At 73.3% G+C, this 19645-nt stretch carries 20 protein-coding genes; 10 read left to right on the forward strand and 10 right to left on the reverse strand.

Annotation, left to right across the window (positions count from 1 at the left end):
* Positions 1-195: 195 nt before the first annotated feature.
* The 4 genes from idi (at position 196) to BLV02_RS19895 (ending at position 2612) form a co-directional block, all read left to right on the forward strand.
* Positions 196-795: an isopentenyl-diphosphate Delta-isomerase gene (gene idi / locus BLV02_RS19885; RefSeq protein ID WP_069109802.1), complete on the forward strand. Its 600-nt coding sequence runs from the start codon at positions 196-198 to the stop codon at positions 793-795.
* 193 nt (positions 796-988) lie between these two features.
* Positions 989-1120, forward strand: coding sequence for a hypothetical protein (locus tag BLV02_RS38075; RefSeq protein ID WP_281243412.1), 132 nt, complete (start codon positions 989-991; stop codon positions 1118-1120).
* Positions 1121-1453: 333 nt separating this feature from the next.
* Complete coding sequence (locus BLV02_RS19890; RefSeq protein ID WP_069109803.1) at positions 1454-1948, forward strand: GNAT family N-acetyltransferase; 495 nt, start codon at positions 1454-1456, stop codon at positions 1946-1948.
* Between the two features lie 22 nt (positions 1949-1970).
* A complete protein-coding gene (locus tag BLV02_RS19895) occupies positions 1971-2612 on the forward strand; it encodes a pyridoxamine 5'-phosphate oxidase family protein (protein WP_069109804.1) in 642 nt (213 codons plus the stop codon).
* Here BLV02_RS19895 and BLV02_RS19900 read toward each other — a convergent pair.
* Positions 2599-6660, reverse strand: coding sequence for a S8 family serine peptidase (locus BLV02_RS19900; RefSeq protein ID WP_069109805.1), 4062 nt, complete (start codon positions 6658-6660; stop codon positions 2599-2601). The genes BLV02_RS19895 and BLV02_RS19900 overlap by 14 nt on opposite strands.
* A gap of 136 nt (positions 6661-6796) precedes the next feature.
* Here BLV02_RS19900 and BLV02_RS19905 point away from each other — a divergent pair, with 136 nt between their 5' ends.
* Both BLV02_RS19905 and BLV02_RS19910 read left to right on the forward strand, forming a co-directional pair.
* Positions 6797-7780, forward strand: coding sequence for a helix-turn-helix domain-containing protein (locus BLV02_RS19905; protein ID WP_069109806.1), 984 nt, complete (start codon positions 6797-6799; stop codon positions 7778-7780).
* 42 nt (positions 7781-7822) lie between these two features.
* Complete coding sequence (locus BLV02_RS19910; protein WP_171906663.1) at positions 7823-8605, forward strand: endonuclease/exonuclease/phosphatase family protein; 783 nt, start codon at positions 7823-7825, stop codon at positions 8603-8605.
* Here the strand turns inward: BLV02_RS19910 and BLV02_RS19915 are convergent.
* The 8 genes from BLV02_RS19915 to BLV02_RS19950 are packed head-to-tail and all read right to left on the reverse strand — an operon-like array spanning position 8600 to position 15138.
* Complete coding sequence (locus tag BLV02_RS19915; protein ID WP_069109808.1) at positions 8600-9487, reverse strand: LysR family transcriptional regulator; 888 nt, start codon at positions 9485-9487, stop codon at positions 8600-8602. The genes BLV02_RS19910 and BLV02_RS19915 overlap by 6 nt on opposite strands.
* A gap of 22 nt (positions 9488-9509) precedes the next feature.
* Entirely contained in the window at positions 9510-9845 is a 336-nt protein-coding gene (locus tag BLV02_RS19920) for a hypothetical protein (protein ID WP_069109809.1), read from the reverse strand.
* Positions 9842-10687, reverse strand: a complete 846-nt coding sequence (locus BLV02_RS19925) for a DODA-type extradiol aromatic ring-opening family dioxygenase (RefSeq protein ID WP_069109810.1) — start codon at positions 10685-10687, stop codon at positions 9842-9844. The genes BLV02_RS19920 and BLV02_RS19925 overlap by 4 nt, the downstream gene beginning before the upstream one ends.
* A 1-nt stretch (position 10688) precedes the next feature.
* Positions 10689-11564, reverse strand: a complete 876-nt coding sequence (locus BLV02_RS19930) for an amidohydrolase family protein (protein ID WP_069109811.1) — start codon at positions 11562-11564, stop codon at positions 10689-10691.
* A complete protein-coding gene (locus tag BLV02_RS19935) occupies positions 11561-12682 on the reverse strand; it encodes a CaiB/BaiF CoA transferase family protein (protein ID WP_069109812.1) in 1122 nt (373 codons plus the stop codon). Before BLV02_RS19935 ends, BLV02_RS19930 begins: the two co-directional genes overlap by 4 nt.
* Positions 12679-13275, reverse strand: a complete 597-nt coding sequence (locus BLV02_RS19940) for an OsmC family protein (RefSeq protein WP_069109813.1) — start codon at positions 13273-13275, stop codon at positions 12679-12681. Before BLV02_RS19940 ends, BLV02_RS19935 begins: the two co-directional genes overlap by 4 nt.
* Entirely contained in the window at positions 13265-14284 is a 1020-nt protein-coding gene (locus BLV02_RS19945) for an alcohol dehydrogenase catalytic domain-containing protein (RefSeq protein WP_069109814.1), read from the reverse strand. Before BLV02_RS19945 ends, BLV02_RS19940 begins: the two co-directional genes overlap by 11 nt.
* Complete coding sequence (locus tag BLV02_RS19950) at positions 14284-15138, reverse strand: ABC transporter ATP-binding protein (protein ID WP_083288323.1); 855 nt, start codon at positions 15136-15138, stop codon at positions 14284-14286. Before BLV02_RS19950 ends, BLV02_RS19945 begins: the two co-directional genes overlap by 1 nt.
* A 219-nt stretch (positions 15139-15357) precedes the next feature.
* On the opposite strand from BLV02_RS19950, the gene BLV02_RS19955 reads away from it, so the two are divergent.
* Genes BLV02_RS19955 through BLV02_RS19970 form a run of 4 tightly spaced genes read left to right on the forward strand, consistent with a single transcriptional unit; the run spans position 15358 to position 18465 of the window.
* Entirely contained in the window at positions 15358-16449 is a 1092-nt protein-coding gene (locus tag BLV02_RS19955) for an ABC transporter substrate-binding protein (RefSeq protein WP_069109815.1), read from the forward strand.
* Complete coding sequence (locus BLV02_RS19960; protein WP_069109816.1) at positions 16446-17276, forward strand: ABC transporter permease; 831 nt, start codon at positions 16446-16448, stop codon at positions 17274-17276. Before BLV02_RS19955 ends, BLV02_RS19960 begins: the two co-directional genes overlap by 4 nt.
* Positions 17273-18058, forward strand: a complete 786-nt coding sequence (locus BLV02_RS19965) for an ABC transporter permease (RefSeq protein WP_069109817.1) — start codon at positions 17273-17275, stop codon at positions 18056-18058. The genes BLV02_RS19960 and BLV02_RS19965 overlap by 4 nt, the downstream gene beginning before the upstream one ends.
* The gene (locus BLV02_RS19970; RefSeq protein ID WP_069109818.1) at positions 18058-18465 is read left to right on the forward strand and encodes a RidA family protein; all 408 of its coding nucleotides are present in this window, start codon (positions 18058-18060) and stop codon (positions 18463-18465) included. The genes BLV02_RS19965 and BLV02_RS19970 overlap by 1 nt, the downstream gene beginning before the upstream one ends.
* Here the strand turns inward: BLV02_RS19970 and BLV02_RS19975 are convergent.
* Positions 18452-19615, reverse strand: coding sequence for an RtcB family protein (locus tag BLV02_RS19975; protein ID WP_069110244.1), 1164 nt, complete (start codon positions 19613-19615; stop codon positions 18452-18454). The two genes, BLV02_RS19970 and BLV02_RS19975, sit on opposite strands and share 14 nt — an antisense overlap.
* Positions 19616-19645 lie beyond the last annotated feature (30 nt).

Consider the following 19645-nt stretch of genomic DNA (forward strand, 5'->3'; position numbering starts at 1 on the left):
ACTTTTCGTGGCCGGACCGCCTGCTGGGTGCTCACGGTGATCGTCCCCCGATGATCCGTGTGATGCGTTCGCCGCAGAACGATCCGGCACCGGCGTGTGAAGTCGCGTGTGATGGGCAATTGCCCTGGGGTGGCCGGGTGGGGCATCCTGCACGGACGCACTTTCGACGGCGTTGTGCGAAAGGGGGACGGCGCGATGGCAGAGACCCTGGTCGGCGAGCGGGTCGTGTTGCTCGACCCGGCCGGCGCCGCCGTCGGCACCGCGCTCAAGAGCGAGGTGCACCACGCGGCGACGCCGCTGCATCTGGCCTTCTCCTGCTACGTGTTCGACGCCGGTGGCTCGCTGCTGGTCACGAAGCGGGCCGCCAGCAAGCCGACCTGGCCGGACGTGTGGACGAACTCGTTCTGCGGCCATCCCAGCCCGGACGAGGACATCGCGACGGCGCTGGCCCGGCGGGCGGCCGACGAGCTGACGATCCGGCTCGGCGACCTGCGTCCCGTCCTGCCCCGGTTCCGCTACCGCGCCGTCATGCCGAACGGCGTCGTCGAGAACGAGGTCTGCCCGGTCTTCGCCGCGACGACGGCCGACCCGCCCGAACCGCACGACTCCGAGGTCGGCGCCCTGGAATGGGTGCCCTGGTCCATGTTCCGCGACGACGTCCTGGCCGGCCGCCGCGACGTCTCACCCTGGTGCGCCTGGCAGGTCGCCGAGCTGGCCGCCCTGCCGGACGACCCGCTGGCCTGGCCCGCCGGCGACTGGAGCGAGCTGCCGCCGGCCGCGCACATCGGCCGGTAGATCAGTCATGAACTGAGCCTCGCGTGTGAATCCGGCAGGAGTCGTGAGCCAGCGTTACAGATCCGCCCAATGGCTTCCATCTGGCACGCCAGCTGAACACCATCCTAGGCGCCGAAGCGCACTACCTGCACCGCAGAAATGGTCGCGAGGTCGCCATCATGGTCTATCTCCTCGCCGCAGTTCTGGCAGGTGAGTGAGCGGCAGGCTGCGCCAGGATGGCGACCGCATGCTCATCCCCGCACGGATCCGATTCAAGGTCCACGGCGTGTTCCTGCCGCACGATGTCAGCGAATACGGCGATCTCGGCAATGCGTTCTGGCTGTGAGATCGCTACGCCGACGGTGTGAGTTCGCTGTGGTGGTGGCAACAGTGATGCCGCACCGTTTCGGCAGCGATATCACATCATTGGCGCCGCGACCGGGATCAGCGTCGCCGAGCAGACTCGATCACGCCGGCAGCGTCCACGCTGGGCGCCAGCCGCAAGCGTTTGGTGTTCGGTCGAGGGTCTACCGTCTCATCCCGCGAAGCGCTAGAATGATCAGGTACGGCACGCCTTCCGGCTCGGCACCACCGACCCGGGAGGCTTTCGGCGTTTCTGGGCCCCTTCTCGCGCCCCGCCGGTCCCGCCGCCACGCATCCATCCACCCGAGGGAGCAGCATGCCCATGCCCGACGTCCGCCTGGCAGCAGCCGCCGACCGTGCGGTCCTCGACCGGCTGTGGCTGATGTTCCGCCACGACCTCACCGAGTTCCAGGGCGGCCTGCCGAACCCCGACGGCACGTTCCGCAGCGACCGGCTGGACGCCGCGTTCACCGACCCGGGCCGCCGGGCGTACCTGCTGAGCAGCGACGACCGGCCCGCCGGGTTCGCGATCGTCCGCGGCCTCGACCAGCCGGCCCGGGTGCTGAACAGCTTCTTCGTGGTCCGCGGCGCGCGGCGCCGAGGGGTGGGGCTGGCCGCGGTGCGCGACGTCGTCGGGCGGCACCCGGGTCCGTGGGAGGTCGCGTTCCAGGACGCCAACACCGCCGCGGTCCGGTTCTGGCGGCGGGTCGCGTCGTCGCTGGCCGGTGCGCGGTGGACGGAGCAGCGGCGCGACGTGCCGGGACGGCCCGACCTCCCGCCTGACGTCTGGATCTCCTTCGACGCCGGCTGAACGGCCAGGGCAGAATGCCCCGATGGTGATGAACCCGCCGACCCGCCTGACGCGCATGTCCGACAAGGCGGTCCACGACCTCGCCGCGCTGCACGACCTCCTCGCCGACGTCCTGCTGGGGCACGTGTCGGTGGTCGTCGACGGCTACCCGGTCGCGTTCCCGACGCTGGTGGCCCGCGACGGCGACCGCCTGCTGGTGCACGGGTCCACCGGCTCGTCGTGGCTGCGGGCGCTCGGCGCCGGCGCGCCCGCGTCGGTCAGCGTCACCGCCATGGACGCCGTCGTGGTGGCGCGGTCGGGGTTCGAGTCGTCCTTCCACTACCGCAGCGCGGTGCTGTTCGGCCGGTTCACACCCGTCGACGGCGACGACCGCGAGCGGGCGCTGGACGTGCTGGTCGACCGCATCCTGCCGGGCCGCTCCGGCGAGCTGCGCCGCCCGACGAAGCGCGAGCTGGCCGCCACGCTGATCCTCGCGCTGCCCATCGCCGACTGGTCGCTCAAGGTGTCCGAGCGCTGGCCCGACGACCTCCCCGAGGACGTCGACGGTCCCGCGTGGGCGGGCGTCGTGCCGCTGCGGCGCGGCTACGGCGAGCCCGTCCCGGCGCCCGACCTGCGCGACGGCGTCCCCGTCCCGGCGTCGGTGCGGGCCATCACCCGACGGTGAGCCTGACGACGACCGGCGGGGTCGCGTACGGCGTCGTCTCGTCGACCCGCAGGCTGGCCAGGTACTCGCCGGCCGCCAGCCGGCGCCCGTCCAGCAGCACGCGGACCGTCCGGCTCTCCCCCGGCTTCAGCTCACCGGCCGGGCTGACGACCCGCAGCCACGGCAGGTCCGCCGACGGCGCGCAGTCGGTGTAGCCGGGCAGCCGCTCGACCGCCAGGTCGCCGTAGTAGACGCCGTCCGACCCGCCGACCTTGACGAACCCGCAGGCGCCGGCCGTCCGGTAAAGCGCGTAGCCGGACGCGGGCAGCCGGGTCCACGTGTCGGTGCCGGGGTCGTAGGCGTGCGTCTCGTTGGTGATGACGGAGGACCGCTCGGCCGCCCCGCCGGACACGATCAGCCGTCCGTCGACGACGGCGTACGCGGCGGCCCACTGGTCCAGCGGCAGGTCCGCCACCGGCGTCCACTCATCCTCCGACGGCGAGTAGACGTAGGCGGACAGGCTGTCGCCGCCCGGGCCGATGCCGCCCGCGCAGTACACGCGGCCGTCGATGCCGCCGCAGGAGGTCCAGGCGGTGTTCTGCGGGTAGTCGGCCAGCCGGGTCCAGGCGTCGGCGACCGGGTCGTAGCGCAGGACGTCGGTGGTGCCGCAGGTCTCGGCCGCGCAGCCGCCGACGACGTACAGCTGCCCGTCGAGCACCGCCGTCCCGGACGCCGCCCAGGGCGACGGGTTCGGCGCGCCCTCGGACCACGAGCCGGTGGCCGGGTCGTAGATCGAGGTCGCGGCGACCGGCTGCAGGTCGTCGCCCCAGCCGCCGCTGAGGACGAACCGGCCGCCGAGGAACGCGCCGGCCGGCTTCTGCCGTCCCATCGGCAGCGGGGCCAGCTCCGTCCAGCTCCCGGCCGCCTCGTCGTACGCGTAGGCGGTGCGCAGCGGCGGGCCGTCGCCCAGCGAGCCGCCGAAGGAGTACAGCCGCCCGTCCAACACCCCGGCGACGCTGTCCTTGACCCGGGTCGGGTACGGGGCCAGATCCACCCAGGGCGCCGCGTCGAGCCGCGGCCCGCCGGCACCGGCCTGTGTGGGACGCGCACTGCCGGGCAGCGGGCTCACCTCGGCGGGCACGCGCCGCACCGAATCGACGGCGGCGACCGGGTCAGCCGGCGGCGTCTGCGCGGACGCGAAGCCGGCGCCGTCGCGCTCCTCCAGCCTGAAGCTCGCCGGCCGGTCGCCGGTGTTGGTGACGGTGAAGGTCGCGGTGACGACGCCCGGCCGGCCGGCGGTCGCCTCGACGACGGCGGGCGTGGCCTCCAGGCGACCGGCGCCGAGCGCGACGTCGTACGGCGTGACCGCACCGGCCGCCACCCGCACGCTCCGGGCCGACGGCGCCAGCTCGCCGCCGGACACCGTCACCCGCTGCCGTCCCGCCGCGGCGAAGAGCCAGTACCGCCCGTCCTCGGCCGTGGTGGCGGCCGTCGCGCCGGCGGCGACCTCCGCGCCGGGCACCGGCGAGCCGGTGTGGGTGCTGGTGACGGTGCCGACGACCAGCCCGCCGGGCGCCGGCTCGCAGCCGCTGTCGCCGAGGTAGACGTCGTCGACCTGCCACCACCAGGTGTGCTGGCCGCCCACGTAGTGGAACCGGAGCAGCACGCCGGAGCGATCCGCGGCGGCCGGCACCGGCACCCGCACGACCGCCGGCCCGCGCAGGTCGGCCCGCTGCCGGTAGACGTTCTGCCAGCTCGTGCCCCCGTCGAGCGACACGTCGACGTCGCCCCGCTCGAACCAGTAGTGCTGCAGGTCCGTGCGGAACTCCAGGACCGGCCGGTCCACGCCGGTGAGGTCGACGGCGGGCGTGACGAGCGACGCGTCCTGCTCGCCGTCCTCGCCGTAGGCGTCGCTGTCGAGGACGGCGAACCCACCGCTGCCGCCGGTGCGGTTGCCGTGCCCGCCGGGGTCGTCGAAGGTCCAGCCCTGGCCGGTGCCGGCGTGGTCGACGAGGCTCCAGCCGGCCGGCGTCTCCGGGTCGTCGAACGACTCGTGCAGCCCGGCGGAGCCGCGGCCGTAGCCGGGCGCGGTGCAGGTGTCCGTGTCGACGGCGACCGCGACGTCCGCCGTCGTCGCGGCGGTCAGGTCGAGGGTCGTGGTCTCCGGCACGTAGCCGGGGTAGCGCGGCGTCACGGTCAGCGTCGCGGCGCCGACCGGCACCTGCAGCTCGTAGGCGCCGGTCACCGGGTCGGTGACCGTCGTCAGGGGCGTCCCGTCGACGTCGACCCGCGCGTCGAGCGGCCAGCCGGCGCCGGACCCGTCCGTCACGACGCCGCTGACGGCGACCCGCTCCAGCGGCGTCAGCGCGAGGTCCTCGACCGTCGTGGCATCGGCCGTGACGGCCACGCCGTCGAGCCGCACCGGCGCGTAGCCGAACACCGACACCGTCACGTCGTAGCTGCCGGCCGACAGGCTGAGCCGGTACGCGCCGCTCGCGTCGGTGGCGGTGCCGCGCGACGCGGGACCGGTGACGGACAGCTCCGCGCCCTCGACCGGCGCGCCGGTGGCGGCGTCGGTGACGGTGCCGCTCAGCGTGCCGACGTCGCCGGTGGGCGCCGACGCGATGACGGCGAGCGCGTCCAGCCGGCCCTCGCCGTACACGTTGTTGTCGTCGGCGGTGCCGCCGCAACTGGTGTCGTCGGTGTCGCGCGCGCCGTCGTCGAGCAGCCGCCGGGTCGCGTCGACGTCACCGGCGAGCGACGGCGCCGCCGACCACAGCAGCGCCACCGTGCCGGCGACGTGCGGCGCGGCCATCGACGTCCCGCTGTAGACCGCGTACCCGCCGCCCGGGACGCTGGAGCGCACCGCGGTGCCCGGCGCGGAGATGTCCGGCTTGGTGTCGCCGCCGGTGCCGGGGCCGCGGCTGGAGTCGAACGAGATGCGGTCGTTGACGTTGTGGTTGCCGACGGCGTACACCTCGGCGTACTCGCCCGGCGCACCGGCGGTGCCGCAGGCCGGGCCGGTGTTGCCGTTGGAGAACACCGGGAAGATCCCGGCCGCCCGCCAGGCCCGCACGATGTCCCGGAACCAGTCGTCGCCGGCCGGCCCGCTCCACGAGTTGTTGACGATGTCCGGGCGGCGCGCGGAGTCCGGGTTGCGGCCGTCGAGGTCGGTCGGCTGCAGCACCCACTGCGCCGCCGACGTCAGGCCGAACTCGCTGCAGCCGTCGAACTCGCAGCCCTTCGCCGAGATCCACGTGGCCCCCGGCGCGACGCCGATGCGGTTGCCGGCGCCGTCGTCGCCGACCATGGTGCCGATGGTGTGGCTGCCGTGGCCGACGTTGTCGCAGGGGGCGGTGGACGGGTCGCCGCAGACGGCCGACGGGTCCCACCAGTTGTACGCGTGGTCGAAGCTGCCGTCATGGCGGTTGCCGCGGTACGACCCGACCAGCGCCGGGTGGTCGAACTGGGCGCCGGAGTCGATGCTCGCGACCACGACGCCCTCGCCCCTGGTCTGCTCCCAGACCTGGTCCGCGCGGATGTTCGCCACACCCCACTCGACGCCGGTGGCGGCCGCCGTCCGGACCGGCGCGGCCGCGACCGGCTCCTCCAGCGCGACGGTGTCGGGCTCGCGCACGCCGGTGACGGCGCCGTCCGCCGCCGCGACCGTGGCCAGCTGCTCCGACGCGCCCTCGACGATGATCGTGTTGGTGATCCAGAACGACTCGTAGCGCACGCCGCGCGCCTCGAGCTCGGCCACGACGTCCGCCTGGCTGGTCCGCGCCGCGTCCCGCAGCGCGTCGGCCACGGCCTCGCCACGCGCCGTCCAGTCGGGAACGGCGGCGGCCGCGGCGAGCTCGCCGGCCAGGCCGTCGGGCTGGGCGAACTCGATGACGACGTCGCTCGGCGCCCCCTCGGCCAGGGTGTCGCGCAGCTCCGGCTCGATCTTCCGCTCCGCGGTGGCCATCTGGGCGCCGTCCGCGCCGTCCGCGGCGGGGACCAGCGCGAGCAGCAGCGCGGCCGCCGCCGACGCCGTCGTGAACCATCGAACCCGCTCGTGAGTGCGCACGTCAGCCTCTCCCCACGCCCCGGCTCGGGAGGCGTCGGGGGTGCGTTCACGCTGCCAGGCGCGGTGAGCCGACGTCTATACTCGGCGCTGGCCCGCAGCGGACAACGTCCGGTTCAGGACATCCGATGGGAAAGGCGTGACTCGACCCCAACCCCGGCCACTCGGCTCTCTCGGCATCTCCGAGCTGGACGAACGCGTCTACCGCGCGCTGCTGGTGCGGCCCGGCGGGTCGCAGGCGGACCTCGCGGAGCTGACGCCCCGGCGCGCCGACCTCACCGCGTCGCTGCGCCGCCTGCAGGACCTCGGCTTCGTCCGGCCCGTCGGCGCCCGGCCGCGCCGCTACGCGCCGGTGACGCCGGAGACCGCGATCGAGAGCCTGGTGCACCAGCGCCAGCAGGAACTGCTCGGTGCGCTGGCGATGACCACCGAACTCAGCGCCGAGTACCGCATCGGCCGCCACGACGACCCCGGCGCGCTGGTCGAGATCCTCACCGGCGCGACCGCGGTGGCGCAGCGGTTCGAGGAGCTGCAGAGCTCGTGCACCAGTGAGCTGCTGTTGTTCGACCGCCCGCCGTACGCCGCTCCGCCGGACAACCCGCAGCAGCAGTCGGTGCTCGCCCGCAACGTCACCTCCCGCACCGTGTACGCGCCCGAGTCGCTGCTGCGCGAGGACGCGGCGGCCTACGTCCGGGCGCTCGGCGACGCCGGCGAGGACGCCCGCGTGCTGCCCGGCCTGCCCCTGAAACTGGCCGTCTTCGACCGCCGGGTGGCGCTGATCCCGCTGACGCTGGACTCCGACATCCCGCAGAGCGCCGTCATCCGCCGGTCCACGCTGCTGGACGCCATGGTCATGCTGTTCGAGTTCTTCTGGGAGCGGGCGCTGCCGCTGACCGCCACCAGCGCGGCCGGCCCGGCCGCTCCGTCCGGGCCCGACCTCTCCGCCGACGACCGGCGGCTGCTGTCGTTGCTGGTCAGCGGCGCGAAGGACGAGGCGATCGCACGCGACCTCGAGGTCGGCGTCCGCACCGTGCGGCGGCGGATGCAGCGGCTGCTGCAGCTGCTCGACGCCGAGACCCGGTTCCAGGCCGGCATGCAGGCCGCCCGCCGCGGCTGGGTCTGACCCGATCCGGGTACGCACCGGGACATGGTCACGGTGCGCGCGATGACGTGGAACGTCTGGTGGCAGTTCGGCGAGCGATGGCGGGAACGGCAGATCGGCATCGCCGCCACCCTCGCCGCGCACCGTCCCGACATCGTTGGACTGCAGGAGTCGTGGGCCGGCCGGGAGTCGTCGCAGGCCGAAGTGCTGGCGGCGCCGCTGGGCCTGCACTCGGTGTTCGGCGGACCGTCGCTGCCCGACCCCGTCGAGGAGCGCGGCCACGACGGTGTCGGCCTCGGGCTGGCGATCCTCAGCCGCTGGCCGATCCGGCACGCGTGGACGCACCGCCTGCCGTCCAGCCGCGCGACGGCGCCGGTCGCGCTGGTCGCCGCCGTGGAGCACCCCGGCGGTGTCCTGCACGTCGTCTGCGTGTGCGCCGAGCACCACGCCCACCTCGCCGCCGATCACCTGGCGCAGACGCGGGAGCTGGCTCGGCTGCTCGACGACCTCGGCGCGCTCGGCTCCGCGCTGCCGGTGCTGCTGCTCGGCGACCTCAACGCCGGGCCCGGCACCGCCGAGCTCGCGGCGCTCACCGGCCACGACGGGATCGTCGACGCGTGGACGGCGAGCGGCGCCGACGGCGACGGGGTCACGCTGAGCGCCGCGCTGCCGATCGCCCCGCTGGGCGCGACGAAGCAGCTGAACCGGCGCATCGACTACGTGCTGCTGCGCGCGCCCGCCGCCGGGCCGGCGCCGGCGGTCCGGCACGCCGGCGTCGTCGACGAGGCGGCCGAGGGCCTGCACCCGTCCGACCACTTCGCCGTCGTCGCCGACGTCGAGCTATGACTCCCGCAGCTGGCGCGTGAACGCGGACAGGTCGTGGACGAACTCGTGCACCATCGGGTGCAGGGTCCGGCCGCGCACCCAGTTGATCGCGAGGTCGAACGCCAGCCGCCGGCCGTCGGCGTCGCAGAGGGGGCGGGTGAGGAGGTCGGTGCTGTGGCGGTCGACGGCGTCGCTGAGGACGCCGATGCCGACGCCGGCGGCCACGAGCGCCGCGATGGTCTGTCCGGCGCTGGCCTCGAAGATCACCTCGGGCTGGACGCCGGCCATCTGGCAGGCCGAGCGCAGCAGCTTGGTGGTGCGGAACTGCTCACCGGTGACGAGCACCGGCTCGCGGTCCAGCTCGGTGACGCGCAGCGGGCCGGGCTCGTTCAGCCGGTGCCCGCTCGGGATCAGCGCGCCCACCTCGACCCGGGTGATGGGCAGGCTGTCGACCTCGCGCGGCATCGGCGGCGACGCGATGGCGGCGTCGCACTCGTGGTCCATCAGCCGCTGCCGGGTCCGGATCGGGGTGTCCTCGATCAGCCGGACCCGGGTGGAGCGGTGCCGCGGGATCCAGTCGGCCAGGAAGTCGGTGAGGTAGGTGTTGACGGCGGTGGGCGTACAGGCCACGACGATGGTGTGCGACCACGCGCCGCTGGTGACGGCGCGTGCCTCCTCGACCGTCGCGAGCACCCGGCGGGCGGCGGACAGCAGCGCGTCACCCTGGGTCGTCACCTTGACGCCGTGGCGGCTGCGCTCCAGGAGCAGCACGCCCAGCTCCTGCTCGAGCCGGGCGATGCGCCGGGTCAGCGACGGCTGCGAGACGTACAGCGCCTCGGCCGCGCGCCGGAATCCGTTGTGCTCGACGACGGCGATGTACGCCGTGAGGTCCTCCAGCTCCATGCCTCATCCTCGTGCCCGCACGTCACACGATGGCGTCCGGGTATCCATGCGGACGTACGGCTTCACGGTAGCGCTCGTTCAGCTCCGGCCACGGCGTCTCGTGGATGTACACGGCCTCGGTGAAGTGCCACAGCAGGTACGGGTGGGCGCCGAGCGCGTAGAGCGCCGCGTAGTCGCGGGCCTCGAACGCCGCCCGTTCCGCCGCGGTGAGCACCCGGTCGTCCGGCCGCTGGTCCGGCCCGGGCGCGCCGTCCAGCCACGCCGCGACGAACGCGGCGGGGTCGGCGACGTAGCCGCGGACGGCGTCGTCGCTCATCTCCACCGCGCGCATGAACTTGTTCATCATGTACGCGCTCATGGCTCGGTCCACAGGAAGAAGGGGCTGGGGGCGAACCGCGACGGCGTCGCCTCGGCGAGGTCGGCGGGCCGGCCCCCGGCGGCGGCGAGCGCGGCCACGACGTTGACGTACTGGTAGGTCATGTTCCCGGCGCAGGTCACCCGCTCGTACGTGCACCCCGCGACGGCCGCCGCGAGGTCGCCGTCGCGCATCCAGCCGACGGCGTCGGCGTCGAACCCGGCGTCGGACGACGCGCCGCCGAGGAACTGCCGCGGCCCGCCGATCTCCGTCGCCATGTGCCCGGACGTGAGCAGCGCGACTCGTGCGCCGGAGTCCCAGCGGGCGATGCCGTCGCGCACCTGCTCACCCAGCGCGACATAGCGATCCGCACCGGGCAGCGGCGGCAGCACGCCGTTGACGTGGATCGGCACGATCGGCAGGTCGAACTCGGGCGTCAGGTAGAGCAGCGGCAGCACGAAACTGTGGTCCAGCCGCCATTCGTGGCTGACGGCGAAGTCGATCGGCCCGGTCAGCAGCTCGCGCCCGGCGATCGCCTCGGCCAGCCCCCGGTGCCCCTGTACCGAACGGTACGGAAGCCCGAACGTGCGCACCTCGTTCTCGAATGTCCCGTGGTACTCGTCGGCCAGCCCGATCACGAACGCCGGGTTGTTGTCGGAGTAGAACTGCCTGATGTGGTCGGTCCCGATCACCACCACGACGTCGACGGCGGCCGCCTCCAGCGCCGCGCGGATGCGGGCGAAGTTGGCCGCGACGCCGCGCAGGTCGTCCGGCGGCGGGTCGGTCAGCACCCGCCACAGCAGCGGGTTGTGCGGCGTCGCCGCGGTCAGCACCAGCTCGGCCACGTCACTCCCCCTCGGCCAGGCCGAACAGCCGCAGCGCGTTGTCGCGCAGGATCTTCCGCCGCGACGTGTCCTTCCAGCCGAGCTCGTCGAACTCGGCCAGCCAGCGGTCCGCCGTCAGGACCGGCCAGTCGGTGCCGAACAGCACGCGGTCGCTGATCACCGAGTCGGCGTACCGCACGACCTCCGGCGGCAGGTACTTCGGCCCCCAGCCGGACAGGTCCAGGTAGACGTTGGACTTGTGCCAGACCATCGCGATGTTGTCCAGGTGCCACGGCCACGCCGGGTGCGCGGAGATGATCCGCAGCTCGGGGAACTCGGCCGCGACGTCGTCGACGTACGGGATCGGCCGGGCGTTCTCCAGCCGGTGCCCGCCGCCGCCCGGCGTACCGGCCCCGGCGCCGGGGAAGCCGCCGTGGAACATCACGACCAGCCCCAGCTCGGCGCAGGTCTCCCAGATCGGGAAGAACCGCCGGTCGTTGGGGAGGAAGCGCTGCCGGGACGGGTTCAGCTCGCCCACGCCGGCGATGCCGTACTCGGCGTGGCAGCGGCGGATCTCCGCCACGGCCGCCGCGCCCTTCCACGGGTCGATCCCGGCGAAGGCGAGGAAGACGTCGGGATGCTCGGCCTGCGCCTTGCCGAGCAGGTCGTTCGGCGCGCCGCGGATGCCGGACGTGGTCTCGGAGTCGGAGTTGACGATCACCGCCATCATCCGCCGCGACCGGTACTGGTCGGCCTGCTCGGCGAACGAGACGACGGGACGCTGCTGGCCGAAGTGCCGGGCCATCTGCGTCCGGCGCGGGCCCATCGCGGCGAGGAACTCCTCGGTCTGCGGATGGGTGTGGACGTCGACGGCGACGAGGTCGCGGGGCACCGTCACGACGCCACCGCCTCGCCGGCCGCCAGCGGCGGCGCGGGCCGGTAGCCGGGCGCGCCGCTGCGGTGGAAGACGGTGGACAGCCGCGGCTGCAGCACCTCGCGGCCGTCCGCCTCGGCCACCGGCTCGGTCAGCGCGAGGTGCGCGACCTGCGGGTCGGCCAGCAGCTCGTCGACGCCGTTGAGCGCGGCGTGCGGGATGTCGGCGGCGGCCAGCCGGCGCAGCCAGTACTCCCGCGGCCGGGCGGCGGTGATCTCCTTGAGGACCGCGTCCAGCGCGTCGTACTGCCGCACCCGGTTCTCGCGGCTGGCGAAGCGCGGGTCGTGCGCGAGGTCGGGCCGCTCCAGCACGTCCAGCAGCCCGGTCCAGAACTTCTCCGGCACCGACAGGTGCACGACGAACGCGCCGCCGTCGGAGCCGACGCAGGCGAACGCCTGGGCCCGCCGCGGCCGGCTGTCCGGCCGGGACACCTCGCCGGTGCGCAGGTACGTCGACACCGGCTCGGTGAGGAAGTCGACGACGGAGCCGAGCATCGACACCTCCACGTGCTCGCCGCGCCCGGTCCGCTGCCGGGCGTGCAGCGCGGCGAGCACGGCCTGCGCGGCGGACATCCCGGACAGCAGGTCGGAGAAGGCCGGGCCGAGCGGGCGCATCGTCCCGGCCGGCACGGTCTGGCTGTACATGCCACTGAGCGCGGAGATGACGGTGTCGTACGCGGGCCGGCCGGCGTACGGGCCGTCCGGGCCGAACCCGGTGATCGAGCAGACGATCAGCCGCGGGTTGACCCGTTCCAGCTCGGGGTAGCCGACGCCGAGGCGGGCGGTGACGCCGGGCCGGAAGTTCTCGATCAGCACGTCCGCCGTCGCCACCAGGCGGGTCAGCTCGTCCCGCCCGGCGTCCGTCTTGAGGTCCAGCACGACGCCGGACTTGTTGCGGTTGTACGCGGCGAACTGCGGGCTGGTGTCGGCGTCGCCGCCCTCCCACCGTCGCATCGGGTCACCGCTGGGCGACTCGACCTTCAGCACGTCCGCGCCGAGGTCGGCCAGCAGCTTGCCGGCGAACGGCCCGGAGATGTACTGGGCCAGCTCGATCACGCGCAGGCCGGCCAGCGGGCCGGTCATCGGGTCGTCATCTCCTCGTGCTCCTCGCTCAGCTCATCGGGTCGGTCGTCGTACGTGGTGGTGCCGTTGTGGGTGATCAGCAGGTGCACGGGGACCGCCGCCCGCACCAGCGACGTGACCGGGCAGCGGCGCGCGGCCTCCCGGACGACGGCGAGGACGGCGTCGGGCGACGCGGGGCTGCGCAGCCGCACGTCGAGGACGAACCACTGCGGGTGCGCCGGGACGTCGTCGACCAGGTGCTCGCCGCGCATGTCCAGCAGCGTGCGCACGTCGATCTGCAGCTCGTGCAGGGCCACGTCGTGCAGGGCGGCCACCTTCGCGCACCAGACCTGCAGGCAGAACGCCAGGCCGCTGAGCAGGTAGCGCATCGGGCTGGGGGCCGAGCCCAGGCCGGCCCGGGCCACCGACTCGTCGCAGCGGAACTCGTACGGCTGGTCGTACTGCATGAACCGGGCGACGGCGCGCACGTCCTGCTCCAGCCGGGTGGACACCCAGGGGCGCATGCGCGCCGCGCCGGGCTCGCGGGACAGCCGCTCGCGGGTCGACAGCACGACCTCACGCAGGTGCGACGCGTTGGTCAGCTCATCGGACACGGATCACGACCTTCCCGCGACGGCTGCGATCGCCCAGGGCCGCCCACGCGGCGTGGATCTCGGCCAGCGGGTACTCGGCGGCGATCTCGGGGACGACGACGCCGGCGGCCACCAGCTCCAAGGCCCGGACGACGTCGTCGTAGCCGGCCGACGCCGCGCCGACGACCGTGTGCCGCCGCTGGTAGAACGTCCGCGGGTCGAGCCGCAGCTGCCCGGCGGACGACGCCGCGCAGAGCACCAGCCGGCCGCGCCAGGCCAGGCAGCGCGCCGCCGCCGTCAGCACGTCGGCCCGGCCGGTGCCGTCGACCACGACGTCGGCGCCGTCCGGCGCGCGGGCCGCGACCAGCTCCGGCAGGTCGTCCGGCTCGGCGTAGCGCAGCGGCTCGGCCCCCGCGGTCGTTACGTCCGCCGACGTCGACGCGGCGAGCACGCGCGCCCCGGCGTGCCGGGCCAGTTGCACGGCCGCCGACCCGATGGCGCCGGTCGCGCCGGTGACCAGGACCGTCGCGCCCGCCTCGATGCCGCCGGCCGCCTCGATGGCGTGCAGCGCGATGGGGACGCTGTGCACCGCGGCGGTGGCGGTGGCGTGGTCGAGCCCGCCGATGGGGATCGCGGCGCGTTCCGGCACCGCGACGTACTGCGCCGCGCCGCCGTCGCGGTGCCCGCCGACGACCCGCTGGGCGGTGCAGTCGGCGTCCTCGCCGGCCCGGCAGTACCGGCAGGTCCCGCAGGCGATGTTCGGCTTGACGACGACCTGCTCGCCGCGCCGGTCGCCGGGCACGTCCGGGCCCAGCTCGACGATCTCGCCGGCCGGGTCGATGCCGGGGACCAGCGGCAGCCGCGCCGCCGCACCGGGACCCCGTCCGTTCATGACGTGCAGGTCGAGGTGGTTCGCGCCGACGGTCCGCACCGCGACCAGCACCTCGCCGGCGGCCGGGCGCGGCCTCGGCAGCGGCCCGACGACGACACCGTCGGCACCGCCCGGCGCGACCACCGCCGCGCCGGTCATCACCGCTGGTCCTTCGCGGCGTCGCGGGCGTCGTTCTCGAGCACGTCCCAGAGGTGGTTGCGCAGCTCGACGTAGCGCGGGTCGCCCTGGGCGGCCCGCTCGGACCGCGGGCGGGGCAGGTCGACGTCGAGGATCTCCGCCACCGTGCCGGGATGGCGGCTGAACACCGCCACCCGGTCGCCGAGCAGGATCGCCTCCTCGATGCTGTGCGTGATGAACATGACCGTCTTGCCGGTCGTGGCGATGATCCGCTCCAGCTCGCCGCGCATGACCTCGCGGGTGAGCGCGTCGACCGCGCCGAGCGGCTCGTCCATCAGCAGGATCGCCGGCTCGGCGACCAGCGCCCGGGCGAGGCCGACCCGCTGCTGCATGCCGCCGGACAGCTGACGCGGGTAGGCGTTCTCGAAGCCGGTCAGCCCGACCAGCTCGATCGCGTCCTGCACCTGCCGCTCGGCGTCGCGGCCGCGCAGCTTCGTCTGCATCTCCATGCCGAACTTCACGTTCGCCGCGACCGTCCGCCACGGCATCAGCGCGTAGTCCTGGAAGACGACCGCACGGTCCGGCCCGGGGCCGGTGACCGGCGCGCCGTCGACCGTGACCGTGCCCTCCGTCGCGGGCACGATGCCGGCGACGGTGTTCATCATCGTGGTCTTGCCGCAGCCGCTGGGCCCGAGCACCGTCAGCACCTCACCGGGGAACACGTCGAGGTTCACGTCCTCGATCGCGACCACCTGCTTGCCCTTCCGGCCGGCGCCGTAGCGGACCGACAGGCCGCGGACGCTGATGAGCGGCCGCCGGTCCTGCGGGCGGCGCCCCGGCGGCTGGCCGGCCTCGGTGGCGAGCGAGATGCCCATGCGGTGTCTCCCGTCGATCTGCGATGCGTTTGGTCGAGCGTAGGAAAAAGCGGTGACCGGCGGAAGGAAACGTACCGAGCGAAATCCGCATCGCGTGATACGGGAATGGGGAGAACGCGGGTCTCGACTCCGGCCGCGCAATCAATATGGTGATGCGAATACTGATCGGCCCGGAACCCCGGTGGGCATCGGCGGAACCTCGTGGAACGGAGATGTGAAATGCGCAGATCACTGGTGCTGCCAGTCGCCATGATCGCCGGCACGGCCATGATCACGCTCGCGGCCTGCACCGACGTGCCGTCGACGGCCGGGGACGACGATCCCGTCGAGGCCGCCGACCTCGGTGACGGCGAGCCGGGAGCCGCCGAGGACACCGAAATCACGGTCGCGATCCCCTTTCCGGACATCACCATGTACTCCATGTACGTCGTGGGCACGGAGTTGGGCTTCTACGAGGACGAAGGTCTTTCCGTGGAAGTGATCACCGCCGACAACGTCAATGCGGCGGTGTCCAGCGGAAGCGCCGACATCGGCGTGGAAAGTGCCGGCGCCGTGATCGAAGCGGTGCGCGCGGGAGTCGGCGTCATGCCACTGGCCGGGCACTTCTGCCGGCAGAACTTCGACTTCGCCGTGCAGCCCGGCGTCACCTCCGTCGACCAGCTGGCCGGCACCGACATCGTGCTGGCCGGCACCACCGGCGACCCGGCCGAGTTCCAGCGCCAGCGGGTGCTGGAGGAGGAGGGTTGGGGCATCGACGACGTCGACGTGAACATCGTCTATCCCGGCCCCGACTCCGCCACCTGGCGCGAGTTCTTCGTCACCGACCGCGTCTCGCTGATCCCGTTCTACGGCGACGACCGGCCCGCGCTGGACGAGTACGGCGCGAACATCGCCATCGAGACGCTGCGGCCGTGGGCCAACGACCTGCACGTGGCCGGCAAGGGCTGGCTGGCCGACAACCCGAACAGCGCGGTCCGGTTCCTGCGCGCCACCATGAAGTCGCTGGAGCACATCCTCGCGCCCGGCGTCGGCGAGATCCCGGAGAACAAGGACGAGATCCTCGACATCTACGCGGCCAACGACTTCGAGGTCGACGACCTGCGGTCGCAGGACCACCCGTGGGTGCTGGACGCGCACCTGGCCTGCCCGAACCTGTACTTCGACCAGGAGGCGTGGGACACCACCATCGAGACGCAGGAGCTCGACCCGCTGCCGTTCGAGGAGCACGTCGACCTGTCCTACCTGAACAAGGCGCAGGAACTGCTCGGACTGGACGCCGCGATGCCCTCTGAGGAGCTGGTCTACCCGTGACGTCTGTCGCGACCGGTCCATCCCGGGCCGCGGGGCCGAGCCTCGCGGCCCGGCTGGCCGCCCTGGACCCTCGGTACAAGGCGCTGATCGTCGCCGGCGAGGTGCTGGTGGTGCTGGCGCTCTGGCAGCTCCTCGTCGGGTCGTGGCGGGTGGTCAACCCGATCTTCCTGCCGCCGCCGCTGAGCATCCTGGAGGGGTTCGACGAACTGCTGGCGTCCGGGCAGCTGGGCGAGCACATCGCCACGTCGATCCGGTCCTGGCTGACCGGGTTCGGGCTGGCGACGCTGATCGGGGTGCCGCTCGGGCTGCTGATGGGCTCGTCGCTCGCCGTCGACCGCGTCGTCGGGCCGCTGGCCTGGACGATCTACGCGACGCCGATGCTCGCGTACCAGCCGCTGGCGCTGGCGTGGTTCGGGTTCGGCACCGGGCCGGTGGTGTTCCTGGTGGTCATGGGCGCGCTGTTCCCGATCCTGCTGAACGTGTCGGCCGGCATGCGCACCACCAGCCCGTCGCTGGTCAACGCCGCCCGCGTGTACGGCGGCGGCCGGCTGCAGCTGTACCGGAAGGTGTTCCTGCCGTCGACGGTGGCGTTCCTCATCGCCGGCATGCGGCAGGGCGCGGTGATGGCGACCATCGCGCTGATCGTCGCGGAGCTGGCCGGCACCTCGACGGGCATGGGCGCGCTGATCGTCCGCACGGCGAACAGCTACCAGACCGACCAGTCGTTCGCCGCCATCGCGATGGTCGTCCTCTGGAGCGTCGGCATGACCCAGCTGATCGGCGGCGTCGGGCGCTGGGTGGCGCCCTGGACGAAGGGGACACGATGAGCCGTCGCTCCGACCTGCGCTACGTCCTGCTGCTGGCGGCCGTCGTCGTGGTGCTGCTGGTGTTCTGGCAGCTCGCCGTCACCACCTTCGGGCTGGTCGAGCAGGCGTTCCTGCCGCCGCCGACGGACGTGGGCGCGGCGTTCGTCGACCTGCTCGGCGACCCAGAGTTCTGGGACGCGTTCGTGTTCAGCCTGCAGAACCTGTTCGCCGGGCTGGCGCTGGCGATCGTCGTCGGGCTGGTCGTGGGGCTGACGGTCGGCTGGTTCCCCGTCCTGCACTTCACCGTGGCGCCGTTCCTCTGGCTGCTCTACTCGACGCCGAAGGTGGCGCTGGCGCCGTTGTTCATCCTGGCCCTGGGCCTGGGCAGCGCGTCGAAGATCGCGCTGGCGTTCCTGCTGGCGGTGTTCCCGATCCTGCTCAACACCATGGAGGGGGTCGAGACCGTGAACGGCTCGCTGATCCGGGCCGGCCGCGTCTTCGGGTTCCGCGGGCCGGCGCTCGGGCTGAAGATCGTGCTGCCGGCGACGCTGCCGTTCTCCCTCGCCGGCATCCAGCGCGGCTCGGCGCTCGCGTTCACCGGCGTCGTGCTGGGCGAGTTCCTGGGCGGCGCCGGCGGGCTGGGGCACCGGCTGGAGCAGGTCGCGTTCGACTTCCGCATGGACGAGGCGCTGGCGATCGTGCTGGTCATGGTGATCGTGGCGAACGGCCTGCTGCTGGCGATCTCGGCCGCCCGGCGCAAGTGGGCGCCGTGGTACGAGGCCGGCGTCAGGTCGGTGGGCTGATGCGCCGCGAGGTCGTGACGCCACCGGACGTCTATGCGCCGACGTGGCAGTTCAGCCAGGCGGTGAAGGTGACCGGCGGCAGCACCGTCTACGTCAGCGGGATCATGGGCTTCCGGCCCGACGGCACCATGCCCGACGACATCGTCGAGCAGGCCGATCTCGTCTTCGCCAACCTGCGCGCCGTGCTCGTCGCCGCCGGCGGCACCCTCGACGACGTCGTCAAGGTCACCGTCTACGTCGGCGAGGACTACCTCGCTCACCGGGAGGAGCTGCGCGAGGTGCGGGCGCGCTACTTCGCCGGGGCGGCGTACCCGGCCAGCACGCTGGTGCGTGTGGCCGGGTTCGCCGACCCCCGCTACCGCATCGAGGTCGAAGCCGTCGCCGTCCTCGCCGTCACTCCCCCTTGACGTTCACCAGCTGGCGCAGCGTGTGCCGCACCTCGACGAGATCCACGGAGTCGGCCATGACGACGTCGATGTCCTTGTAGGCGTCGGGGATCTCGTCGAGGAACGCGTCGGTGTCGCGCCACTCGATGCCGGCCATGCGCTTGCGCAGCTGGTCGTGCGTGAACGTGGCGCGCGCCTTGCGCCGCGAGTAGTTGCGGCCGGCGCCGTGCGGCGACGAGTTCAGCGCGAGCGCGTTGCCCTTCCCCGTCACCACGTATGACGCCGTGCCCATGGAGCCGGGGATCAGTCCCGGCACGCCCTCGCGCGCATGGATGGCGCCCTTGCGGCTCAGCCACACATCCTGGCCGAAGTGCCGCTCGCGCTCGGTGTAGTTGTGGTGGCAGTTGATGCGCTCCTGCTCCACCACGTCGGCGCCGGCCCACTCCGACAGGCAGCCGGCCAACCGGTCCATCATCTCCTCGCGGTTGAGGAAGGCGAAGCGCTGCGCCCACCGCATCTGCCGGATGTACGCCCAGAACTCGTCGGTGCCCTCGGCCAGGTAGGCGAGGTCGTGGTGCGGCAGCTCGATGTACCAGCGGGCGCACAGGTCGCGGGCGACCTTGATGTGCCGCTGCGCGATGCGGTTGCCGACGCCGCGGGAGCCGGAGTGCAGGAACAGCCAGACGCGGTCCTGCTCGTCGGCGCACACCTCGATGAAGTGATTCCCCGATCCGAGGCTGCCCAGCTGCAGCCGCCAGGTGCCCGCCGTCGCGTCGGCCGCGTCGGCACCCTGCGTGTTCTCGAGCGCCGCGACCCGCTCGGCCGCCGACCGGGTCAGCTCGCGGTTGTAGTTGCCCGCCGCCAGCGGGACGGCGGCCTCGACCGCTCGCCGCAGTTCGGCGCGGTCGCGACCGGTGAGGTCGGCCAGCGTGAACTGCGTGCGAACGGCGATCATGCCGCAGCCGATGTCGACTCCGACGGCGGCCGGGATGATGGCCCGGACCGTCGGGATCACCGACCCGACCGTGGCGCCGAGGCCCAGATGGGCGTCGGGCATCAGCGCCACGTGCGGATGGATGAACGGCATGGACGCCGTCGCCTCGGCCTGCTCACGCGTCTTGGGGTCCAGGATGCTGGCCCAGTTCACGAGATGCTTCGACAACTGCTCCATGTGCTGCATGGTCGCAATGCCGAGGCGGCG

Origin of the sequence: Jiangella alba (assembly GCF_900106035.1) — a bacterium.
Taxonomy (GTDB): domain Bacteria; phylum Actinomycetota; class Actinomycetes; order Jiangellales; family Jiangellaceae; genus Jiangella; species Jiangella alba.